Below are 9,564 nucleotides of genomic sequence, written 5' to 3'. Positions count from 1 at the left end.
CCTCTGGCCCCTGTCGGTGACCCCTCGCCGCCAGAAGATAGACGATTATTACCATTTCTTGGTATTGAGTGGTATTTGGTGGTAAAGTTTATAGGTCGGGACGCGTTAGTTCAATTACAATGAGCCAAAACGACTCCGCGGTCAGCACGATGTTCAGTTTCCAGCGCAGCACGCTCGAACAGACCCAAAGCGCCATCGAATCGGGCGTCGAGTTCCAGCAGAACGTCAACGAGCGCCTCGTTGAGAGCTTCGACACGACCCGAGAGTTCTCCGAGCGCAGCAGCGACCTCGTCCGCACGGGCGTCGACGCCTACTTCGACGCCGTCGAATCGGCCGTCCCCGGTGACCAGGACGTTCTCGTGGACATCCGCGAGACCCTCGACGAGCAGCTCGACGAACTCGAAGCCAACCAGAGCGACGCCCTCGACACCATCGAGGAGAACCTCGACGACGGCCACGAGTCTGTCGACGAACTCCTCGAGGACTTCCTCGAGACCCTCGACGAGCAAGTGTCCCAGCTCCTAGACGCCAGCGAGGACCTCGAAGACCAGACCGTCGACGCCCTCGAGAACCTCCAGGAGTCCATCGAGGACCTCCAGGAGCAGCTCGAAGAGCGCTCCGAGGAGTTCCAGGACCAACTCGACGAGCAACTCGACAACCTTCAGGACCAACTCGAGGAAGGCGCCGACACGCTGCAGGAGCAAATCGACGACGTCTCCGAGCAGGTTCAGGACGCTGCCGAACAGGTCGAAGACGCGACCGACGACGCGACCGGCAGCTCGGCGTAACCGGTCTTCACGACTCCCGACACCTTCTCCGTTTTTTCACCGCAGATAGCGCCGCTCCCCGAGAACTGCGAGCCATCGGCTCGGACCACCCGACATTATACCCCTCCCGGACGCAGTACCGACAATGACTGAGGCGGTTTCACCCGCGAAAGCGTGGCTGATGGCGGCCCGCCCGCAGACGTTGCCGGCCGGAGCGGCGCCGGTCATCGTCGGGACGGGGCTGGCGATTCACGACGATTTCTTCGCACCGGTGTCGGCCGCGTTCGCCCTCGTCGGGGCGTTACTCCTCCAAATCGGAACGAACTTCGCCAACGACTACTACGACGCCGTTCGCGGCGCCGACACCGAGGACCGAGAAGGATTCACCCGCGTGACTGCCGGCGGCATCATCGCCCCGCAGTCGGTCAAGCGGGCGATGTACGCGACGTTCGGCCTCGCAATCCTCCTCGGCACGTACCTCGTCTACCTCGGCGGCGTCCCCATCCTCGTCATCGGTCTCGCCAGCGTGGCTGCGGGCATCACCTACACCGGTGGTCCGCTCCCCTACGGCTACCGTGGCCTCGGTGACGTGTTCGTGTTCGTCTTCTTCGGTCTCGTCGCGGTCGCGGGGACGTACTACGTTCAAGCAGTCACCTACGCCGCCGGCCCGTTCCCGCTGTGGCTTCCCGAGGGAACGGTTCCCGTTCGAGCGGTCGTTGCCGCACTCCCTGTCGCGGGGCTGTCGACTGCCATCCTCGTCGTCAATAACATCCGTGACCGCGAGACCGACGCCGCGGCCGGAAAGCGGACGCTCGCCGTCATGCTCGGTTACCGACTCAGCCGCATCGAGTGGACCGCGTTGGTCGGAATGGCCTACGCCGTTCCGGTCGTCTTCTGGGTCGCCGGATACGGGCTTCCGGTCCTACTCCCGCTTTTGACCGCACCGCTCGCCGTCTCGCTCGGCGGGACGGTCTGGACGCACACCGACGGCGAAGCGCTCAATCCGGCCTTGGAGCGAACGGGCCAACTCCTGTTTGCCCACTCGCTTGCCTTCGCCATCGGCCTCGCGGCACCGGCGTTGGTATGAGAGTCGAGCGCTTTTCCCTCCCGCTTGTCCACCCGCTCGACACCGCCGCCGGCAGTATCGAGCGGCGGGACGGGTTCCTCCTCGAGCTCGATATCGACGGCACCGAGGGACTCGGAGAGGCGACACCGCTTGCGGGCTGGACCGAATCGCTCTCCGAGTGTGCCGCCGCCCTGCGGTCGGTCGAAGACCCACTCGATGCCCTCACCTCGCTCGAATCGAGGCCGGCCGCACGACACGGGGTCTCGCTGGCGGTCCTCGACGCTCGCGCTCGGACGGCCGGGGAACCGCTGTATCGCCATCTCGGTGGCGAAACGCGCGTCGAGAGCGTCCCGGTCAACGCGACCATCGGAGACGGGACGCCGGCGGACACTGCTGCGGTCGCTCGCCGTGCTGTCGCCGAGGGGTATCCGGCGCTGAAAGTGAAGGTCGGGGCTCGCTCGCTCGCGGTCGATATCGAGCGATTCGAGGCGGTCCGGGAGTCCTGCCCCGATGTCGAACTCCGAGCGGACGCCAACGGGGCGTGGGACGAGGCGACCGCCGAGCGCGCCTTCGAGGCGTTCGAGCCTCTCGATGTCGCCTTCGTCGAACAGCCACTGTCGGCCGATGACCTCGCGGGTCACGCTGCGCTCCGCGGTGGCGAGGTCGGCGTCGGCCTCGACGAGGGGCTTCTCGAACACGGTCTCGCCGCCGTCCTCGAAGCGGATGCGGCAGACGTCGTCGTCTGCAAGCCGATGGCGCTGGGCGGCGTCGACCGGGCGCGAGAAACCGCCCTGAAGGCACGCGATGCCGGTGTCGACCCCGTCGTCACGACGACCATCGACGGGGCCGTCGCGCGTGCCGGTGCAGTCCACCTCGCGGCGTCGACACCCGACAGACGGCCCTGCGGGCTAGCGACCGGCGACTTACTCGCCGAGGACGTCCGGTCGGATGTCGCGGTGGCCGACGGAGGGTCGATGGCCGTTCCACAGGGAAAAGGCAATATTCCCCCCTCGTGAATCGGGCGACGGACGATGCGAGATTGGCTGGCCACACGAGCGGATGGAACGCCCGAGGCGACGGCGGTAGCCGCCGGTGGCGACGTGGTGACGCCTCGGAGCTACGCCGACCTCAACGAACGGGTCGAAGTGCTGGCCGGCCGCCTCGCCGCCCGCGGCGTCGGAGTCGACGACGCCCTCGCCGTGTGTGCCGAGACCCGCATCGAGTTCCTCGAAGCCGTCCACGCCGCACAGCGACTGGGGGGCGGTACTCGTTCCGCTCAACGCACGGTTGACGGCCGACGAACTCGCCGTCCGTCTCGAACGAATCGACCCCGCGGCCGTCGCCTGTGAGACTGACACCGAGCGAGCCGTCACCGACGCCATAGAAGCGGTTGCAGCGAACGACACCACGATACTGTCCTTCGACGAGCCGACCGCTGGGGCCGAACGCCTCGAGAGCGTCCGACCGGAACCGTTCGACCTCCCGGAGTGGGAACCCGACCACCCGCTTGTCGTCATGTTCACCTCGGGGACGACCGGCGACCCGAAGGGGGTCGTGCTCACGCTGGCGAACGTGCTGGCGAGTGCGACCGCCTCCGCGTTCCGCCTCGGCGTCGGCGGCGACGACTGTTGGCACGTCACGCTCCCGATGTATCATATGGGCGGGCTGGCACCCGTCTACCGATCGGTGCTGTACGGTTCTTCTATCTCGGTCCAGCGCGGCTTCGACCCCGAACGGACTGCCGAGGTGATGCGTCGAGCCGACGCCACGTGCGTCTCGCTGGTCCCGACGATGCTCGAGCGGATGCTCGACGCCGGTGAGTTCCCCGACTGCCGGTTCGTGCTGTTGGGCGGGGCCGCCTGCCCGCCCGAGTTGCTCGCTCGCGCCCACGACCGGGGTGTTCCGGTCGCGCCGACCTACGGGATGACCGAGGCGGCTTCCCAAATCGCCACCGCGACGCCCGAACAGTCCCGCCACCACCCCGATACGGTCGGCAACCCGCTCATGTTCGCGGAGGTGACCGTCGTCGACGACGCCGGCGCGGTGTGTCGCCCCGGTGAGACGGGCGAACTCGTCGTCGCCGGGCCGATGGTGACGCCGGGGTACCTCGACGACGCGGCGACGCGGGAGGCGTTCACCAACGGCGGACTCCGGACCGGTGACGTGGGCCACCGCGACGAGGCCGGCCGGGTGTACGTCCACGCCCGCGTCGACGACACCATCGTCACCGGCGGGGAGAACGTCGACCCGAGCGAAGTCGTCGCCGCGCTCCGAGACTACCCGGCGGTCGACGACGCGGCCGTCGTCGGCCTCGACGACGAGGAGTGGGGCGAACGCGTCGCTGCATTGGTCGTCCTCGCCGATGGCTCCGAGGTGGCCGCCGACGCCCTCCGAGAGCACTGCCGGGCGCACCTCGCCGGCTACAAACTCCCGCGGACGGTCGGCTTCACCGACTCGCTGCCGCGGACGGCCTCGGGAACCGTCGACCGCGAGGCCGTTCGGACGACCCTGGAAGCGGCCGACGACGCCTGAACCGGAGGCGGCTTTATTTTCGAGGCGGACCTACCGCCTCCCGTGTGTACACTCATCGTCGCGTGGCAGGTCTTCGAGGAAGCACCCATCTGTGTCGCGGCCAACCGCGACGAGGCGTTCGGACGCCCGTCGACGCCGCCTGCGGTCCGGGAGGGTGACCCCCGAATCGTCGCCCCTCGCGACGAGGAGGCCGGGGGGACGTGGCTCGGATACAACGAAGACGGCGTCCTCGTCGCCATCACGAACCGGTGGGTCGAGGGCGAAGGCGAACGCTCCCGTGGCCTCCTCGTCGACGACGCGCTCTCGGAGCCGACCGCACGCGCCGCCATCGACCGCGTCGAAACCGAACTCGATGCCCGGGAGTACGCCCCCTTCCACCTGCTCGCGGCCGACGGCGAAGATGCCCTACTCATCGAGTGGGGCGACGTACACCGAGTGACTGAACTCGACTCCGGCGTCCACATCGTCGTCAACGTCGGCTTCGACGGCGAGTGGTTCGTCCCACAGATGCGACCCGAAGCGGGGCGCCAGCAGGCGAACAACGCCGAACGCATCCGGGCGGAACTCCAGCCGAGAGACGGCGAGACTGCCGAAGCATGGACGCGTCGAGCCGGCGAGATACTCGGCGACCACGAGTTCGGCGCCTGCATCCACGGCGACGGCTTCGGAACCCGGTCGTCCTCGCTCGTCCGACTCGGCGAGGAACGTGTCTTCGAGTTCGCCGACGGCCCGCCGTGTGAGACGCCGTTCGAACCGACCGAAAGCAGGATTTAAACGGCTCGCCGGCGGAGGGAAGAACAATGAGTACCACCGCCGACGAGGAGCAGGAGCTCACGGAGGCCGAACGAGCGGGGCTCGAACTGATTCGGTCGACCGGTGGCATCCACCAGAGCGACTTCTGGAAGGAACTCGACGTCGACTCCCGGAAGGGGAGCCGCATCATCGACTCCCTCGAGGAGAAGGGCCTCGTCGAACGCGAGGACACAGTCTACGAGGGTCACAACACCTACTACATCACGCCGGTTCGGGACCCGAAAGACCTCGATTTCTCGCTTCTGATGGCCGGGGACATGCTCTCGCCGTTCGTCGGCGACGAGGAGGCAGACGCCCAAAGCGACGCCTTCTCCCATTGGGTCATGAACTTGGCCTACGAGGAGTACTAGGAACGCCCTCTTTCTACTTCCTCGGGGCCGCTGTCGGTTGCTTGTCGTTCCTCGCCACGCTTTTCAGCGCCGGCGCTGTCGGTTCGGTATGACAGACGACCCTCGAATCGCCGCCGTCGGCTCCTACAACCACGACATGTCGGTCACCGTGCCGTCGCTTCCGGTTCCCGGCGAGACGGCCTCCGGCGAGGATTTTCAGGAACACGCCGGTGGCAAAGGGTCGAATCAGGCCATCGCCGCCGCCCGTAGCGGCGGTGACGTGGCCTTCGTCGGCGCGGTCGGTGACGACCGTTTCGGCGAGTTCGCCCGCGAACTGTGGGCCGAGGAGGGCATCGGCGCCGCCGTCTCGTCAGTCGAGACTGCGACCGGTGTCGCACTCATCCACGTCGACGAGGCCGGTGAGAACGCCATCGCCGTCGCCAGCGGGGCGAACGACGAACTGGACGCCGAGACGGTCCAGTCTGCAGGCGTCATCGATGGTTGTGACGTGCTGTTGACGCAGTTGGAGACGCCGATTAGTGCCGTGACCGAAGCGGTGTCACGTGGAGCAGCGACCGGGGCCGAAGTCGTCGTCGACCCCGCGCCCTACCGGGACCTCCCCGATGTATTTCTGCAGGACGTGTCGGTTCTCACGCCGAACGAAAGCGAGGTCCGACTGCTGGCGGGCCACGACCCCGACGCCGATATCGACGAGGAGACGGCCGCACGAGCCGTTCTCGACCGCGGGCCCGACGCGGTGGTCGTGACGCTCGGCGCCGACGGCGCGCTCGTGGTGACCGACGACGACGCCACCGCGGTCGACCCGATTCCCGTCGACGTGGTCGATACGACCGGCGCCGGCGACGCGTTCAACGGCGCCTTCGCGGTCGCCCGCGGGAACGGGTTGAGCCACCTCGCGGCGACCGAACGCGGTATCGCCGCTGGCGCACTCGCCTGCACCGAACGCGGCGTCGTGCCGTCGCTGCCCGAACGGAGCGCCATCGACGAACTGATAAAACGAGGCCGGTCGGCGTGACTACTTCATCAGCGAGGTCATCTCACAGGAGACGACCGTCTGGTCGCGCTGGTTCTTGATTTCGACGGCGTTTTTGACCGTCCCGTTGCCGGGTCCGTCGGGCTTCTCGCGGGTCTCCAGCACTTCGGTTTCGACGCGGATGGTGTCGCCGATGTACACCGGTTGTCGGAACCGGAGTTCGTCCATGCCGTAGAAGGCGACGACGGCCTCTCGCTCCTCGACGGTTCGGGTCTGCCACAACAGCCCCGTCGCCGCACTGACGACGAGCATGCCGTGGGCGATGCGTTCGCCGAACATGGAATCGCCCATCCGCTCCTCGTCGGTGTGGAGGTGGTTGAAGTCCCCCGAGACGCCGGCGAAGTTCGTCACGTCGGCCTCGGTGATGGTTCGTCCCTGCGTGACGTCCGTGTCTCCCTCTTCGATGTCTTCGAAGACGCTCACGTCGTCTGTGTCTTGCTGGCTCATTCTCTGAATAGTCTGTAGCTGGTGCCGCCGGTGGCGACGACTTTCTCTTCGCCCTCGTGGACGGTCGTAACCTCGCTTTCGGTGAATCCCATGGACCCGCCCGAGCGGACGACCTCGGCTTCGACTCGGAGGTCGTTCCGTGCGGGGCGGACGTACCGGACGTTGAGGTCCGTCGTCGTCAGCCGTGCGGTCGCGGGGTCGTCGAACGTCGACCGAAGGGCGAATCCGGAGGCGGTGTCGATGACCGTCGCCGTGACGCCGCCGTGGACTGTGCCGGAGGCGAGGTTGGCGAACTTCTCGTCGAACGGTAACTCGAAGACGACGCGGCCGGGTTCGACGACGTCGATGTCGAGGTTCAGCCACTCGAAGAGGCCGTGTTCGCGGAGCGCACGCTCCAGTGCGTCGTCGCGTTCGCCGTCCGACGCGGTCGCCTCGCAGTCGCTCATTTGCCCTCGAACTCGGGTTCGCGGTCCTCCATGAACGCGGAGGCGCCCTCCATCATGTCGTCGGTCGACAGCAGCAGACCGAACGCCTGCGATTCGAGTTCGAGGCCGGCGGAGATGTCCTGGTCGCGACCCTCGTTCATCACCTTCTTGGCCTTTCGGAGGGCGATTGGCGGGCCGGAGACGAGGTCGGAGACGTACTCTTCGACGGTCTCCTCGAGTTCGTCTTCCTCGACCGCGCGGTTGATGAGACCCCACTCCTCGGCGAGTTCGCCGTCGATGCGGTGGCCGCGGAAGACGAGTTCCTTCGCGCGTGCCTCGGTGAGCATCCGCATCGCGCGCTGGGTGCCGCCGCCGCCCGGGATGAGGCCGAGGTTGATTTCGGGGAAGCCGAACTCCGAGTCCTCGGTGGCGATACGGAGGTCACAGGCGAGTGCGAGTTCGTTGCCGCCGCCGAGACAGTAGCCGTCGATTTTCGCAAGCGTCGGTCGCGGGAAGTCGTTGACCGTCTGGAAGACGGGCGTCACCTCGACCTCGTGGGGTTCGATGCCCGCGAAGCCGGTGATGTCGGCGCCGGCACAGAACGCGCGGTCGCCCGCGCCTTCGAATGTGACCGCCCGGACCTCGTCGACGTCGACGTTCTCCAGGAGGTGGACGATTTCGTCCATCATGTCGCCGTTGAGCGCATTCATACGGGCCTGACGGTCGAGTTCGATTTCCAGCAGGCCGTCGTCGTTCAGCGAGTGGTTGATGGTCGTGTAGTCGCGCTCGGCGGAATCGCCGTAGTCGTAGAAACCCGCGCCCGCGTTTTCGCCGGTGTTGCCCTCTTCGACCAACTCGCGCAGATAGTCGGCGGCATCGTAGCGTTCCTCACCGTACTCCTCGTGGAGGTCGTCGAGTTTCTCGAGGACGGTGTCGAGACCGATTTTGTCGGCCCGGCGGCAGGGCCCCTCGGGGAAGCCGGCGCCGAGTCGGAGGCCGGTGTCGATGGCCTCCGCGGTGGCTACGTCGTTGCCGATGAGTTTCGCGGCCTCGTTGACGATTCGGGATTCGATGCGGAGCCAGTCGACGTCCTCGCCCTGTCCGGCCTCGTAGGTCGTCCCCTCGCCGTCCTCGTAGTCGTAGTAGCCCTTCCCGGTCTTCTGGCCGAGTTCCTCGGCTTCGACCTTTTCCTCGACGATGGGCGGGATGGGTTTGCCGGCCTCCTTGCGGACGTGGTAGCCGATGTCGATACCGGTCATGTCCGACAGTTCGAACGGGCCCATCGGGTAGCCCCGCTGGTGGACCATCGCGGCGTCGATTTCCTCGACGCTCGCGACGCCCTCGCTTGCCATCCAGGCGGCCTCGTCGCCGAACGGGCCGAGCACCGAGTTGACGACGAAACCGTTGACGTCCTTCCGGACGTAGATGGGCGTCTTGTCGATTGATTCGACGAACTCGTAGGCCGTCTCGGCGGTGTCGTCGGTCGTCTCGTCGCCGTAGATGACCTCGACGAGTTCCATCTTCACCGGCGGGTTGAAGAAGTGCATCCCACAGACCTGCTCGGGGCGGTCGGTGGCGGTGGCGATTTCGGTAATCGACAGCGAGGAGGTGTTCGACGCGAGGATGGCGTCCTCGGGTGTGTACTCGTCGAGTTGCCCGAAGATGTCCTTCTTGATTTCCATCTGCTCGGGGGCGGCCTCGATGACGAGGTCGGCGTCCTCGGTCGCGGCTTCGAGGTCGACGGCGGTGTCGACGCGCTCCATCACGTCCGCGGGCGCCTGGTCGATGAGGCCCTTCTCCGCGAGCTTTTCGAGGGACCACTCGATGTCCTCGTAGCCGTCGTCGACCAACTCCTGTTCGATGTCGCGCATCGTCACCTGATACCCCGCCAAGGCAACGACCTCAGTGATACCGTGTCCCATACTTCCCGCGCCGAGAACCGTCACGCGGTCGATGTCGTCGATAGTCATACGGCCGATTCTGCTGTCGGCAGGGACTTAAGGATACCCCATGCTGTTACCGTTGTTAGGAATTATTCCTGACTGGTCAATAGTTGTAAACACAAAACGAGTGTTGTTTCGCCCTTGCTTCGCCGTTCTGGGTCGGTTTTCTTCTTCGGAAGATATTTTTT

At 66.3% G+C, this 9,564-nt stretch carries 11 protein-coding genes; 8 read left to right on the top strand and 3 right to left on the bottom strand.

Annotated features, from left to right (window positions below):
- Positions 1–119 precede the first annotated feature (119 nt).
- The 8 genes from GJ631_RS15515 to GJ631_RS15485 all read left to right on the top strand — a co-directional run bounded on the left by GJ631_RS15515 (position 120) and on the right by GJ631_RS15485 (position 6,543).
- Positions 120–788 carry a hypothetical protein gene (locus tag GJ631_RS15515; protein WP_156710022.1) on the top strand — a complete coding sequence of 223 codons (669 nt, stop codon included), beginning with the start codon at positions 120–122 and terminating at the stop codon, positions 786–788.
- A gap of 124 nt (positions 789–912) precedes the next feature.
- Positions 913–1,854 carry a 1,4-dihydroxy-2-naphthoate polyprenyltransferase gene (locus GJ631_RS15510; protein ID WP_156710021.1) on the top strand — a complete coding sequence of 314 codons (942 nt, stop codon included), beginning with the start codon at positions 913–915 and terminating at the stop codon, positions 1,852–1,854.
- On the top strand, positions 1,851–2,849 hold the full coding sequence (menC, locus tag GJ631_RS15505; protein ID WP_156710020.1) for an o-succinylbenzoate synthase: 999 nt from the start codon (positions 1,851–1,853) through the stop codon (positions 2,847–2,849). Before GJ631_RS15510 ends, menC begins: the two co-directional genes overlap by 4 nt.
- A 15-nt stretch (positions 2,850–2,864) precedes the next feature.
- Positions 2,865–3,182: an AMP-binding protein gene (locus tag GJ631_RS19520; protein WP_197425119.1), complete on the top strand. Its 318-nt coding sequence runs from the start codon at positions 2,865–2,867 to the stop codon at positions 3,180–3,182.
- The gene (locus GJ631_RS15500) at positions 3,121–4,365 is read left to right on the top strand and encodes a class I adenylate-forming enzyme family protein (protein ID WP_370518702.1); all 1,245 of its coding nucleotides are present in this window, start codon (positions 3,121–3,123) and stop codon (positions 4,363–4,365) included. The genes GJ631_RS19520 and GJ631_RS15500 overlap by 62 nt, the downstream gene beginning before the upstream one ends.
- Positions 4,366–4,407: 42 nt before the next feature.
- Positions 4,408–5,139 (top strand): NRDE family protein, encoded by a 732-nt coding sequence (locus GJ631_RS15495; protein ID WP_370518701.1) that lies wholly within the window; start codon positions 4,408–4,410, stop codon positions 5,137–5,139.
- Positions 5,140–5,165: 26 nt separating this feature from the next.
- Positions 5,166–5,528: a MarR family transcriptional regulator gene (locus tag GJ631_RS15490; RefSeq protein WP_156710019.1), complete on the top strand. Its 363-nt coding sequence runs from the start codon at positions 5,166–5,168 to the stop codon at positions 5,526–5,528.
- An 88-nt stretch (positions 5,529–5,616) separates the two neighbouring features.
- On the top strand, positions 5,617–6,543 hold the full coding sequence (locus tag GJ631_RS15485; RefSeq protein ID WP_156710018.1) for a ribokinase: 927 nt from the start codon (positions 5,617–5,619) through the stop codon (positions 6,541–6,543).
- Here the strand turns inward: GJ631_RS15485 and GJ631_RS15480 are convergent, their stop codons facing one another.
- Genes GJ631_RS15480 through GJ631_RS15470 form a run of 3 tightly spaced genes read right to left on the bottom strand, consistent with a single transcriptional unit; the run spans position 6,544 to position 9,403 of the window.
- Positions 6,544–7,008, bottom strand: coding sequence for a MaoC/PaaZ C-terminal domain-containing protein (locus GJ631_RS15480; RefSeq protein ID WP_156710017.1), 465 nt, complete (start codon positions 7,006–7,008; stop codon positions 6,544–6,546).
- Entirely contained in the window at positions 7,005–7,454 is a 450-nt protein-coding gene (locus GJ631_RS15475) for a PaaI family thioesterase (protein ID WP_156710016.1), read from the bottom strand. Before GJ631_RS15475 ends, GJ631_RS15480 begins: the two co-directional genes overlap by 4 nt.
- On the bottom strand, positions 7,451–9,403 hold the full coding sequence (locus GJ631_RS15470; protein WP_156710015.1) for a 3-hydroxyacyl-CoA dehydrogenase/enoyl-CoA hydratase family protein: 1,953 nt from the start codon (positions 9,401–9,403) through the stop codon (positions 7,451–7,453). Before GJ631_RS15470 ends, GJ631_RS15475 begins: the two co-directional genes overlap by 4 nt.
- Between the last annotated feature and the right edge of the window lie 161 nt (positions 9,404–9,564).

The organism is Natronomonas sp. CBA1123 (genome assembly GCF_009741925.1).
Lineage (GTDB): Archaea > Halobacteriota > Halobacteria > Halobacteriales > Haloarculaceae > Natronomonas.
This window is presented reverse-complemented; position numbering and strand designations above follow the sequence as displayed.

Excerpts from the sequence above, each read along its gene's own strand:
- GJ631_RS15515 (WP_156710022.1), top strand. The coding sequence starts at position 120 with ATGAGCCAAAACGACTCCGCGGTCAGCACGATGTTCAGTTTCCAGCGC.
- GJ631_RS15510 (WP_156710021.1), top strand. The coding sequence starts at position 913 with ATGACTGAGGCGGTTTCACCCGCGAAAGCGTGGCTGATGGCGGCCCGC.
- menC (WP_156710020.1), top strand. The coding sequence starts at position 1,851 with ATGAGAGTCGAGCGCTTTTCCCTCCCGCTTGTCCACCCGCTCGACACC.
- GJ631_RS19520 (WP_197425119.1), top strand. The coding sequence starts at position 2,865 with ATGCGAGATTGGCTGGCCACACGAGCGGATGGAACGCCCGAGGCGACG.
- GJ631_RS15490 (WP_156710019.1), top strand. The coding sequence starts at position 5,166 with ATGAGTACCACCGCCGACGAGGAGCAGGAGCTCACGGAGGCCGAACGA.
- GJ631_RS15485 (WP_156710018.1), top strand. The coding sequence starts at position 5,617 with ATGACAGACGACCCTCGAATCGCCGCCGTCGGCTCCTACAACCACGAC.
- GJ631_RS15480 (WP_156710017.1), bottom strand. The coding sequence starts at position 7,008 with ATGAGCCAGCAAGACACAGACGACGTGAGCGTCTTCGAAGACATCGAA.
- GJ631_RS15475 (WP_156710016.1), bottom strand. The coding sequence starts at position 7,454 with ATGAGCGACTGCGAGGCGACCGCGTCGGACGGCGAACGCGACGACGCA.
- GJ631_RS15470 (WP_156710015.1), bottom strand. The coding sequence starts at position 9,403 with ATGACTATCGACGACATCGACCGCGTGACGGTTCTCGGCGCGGGAAGT.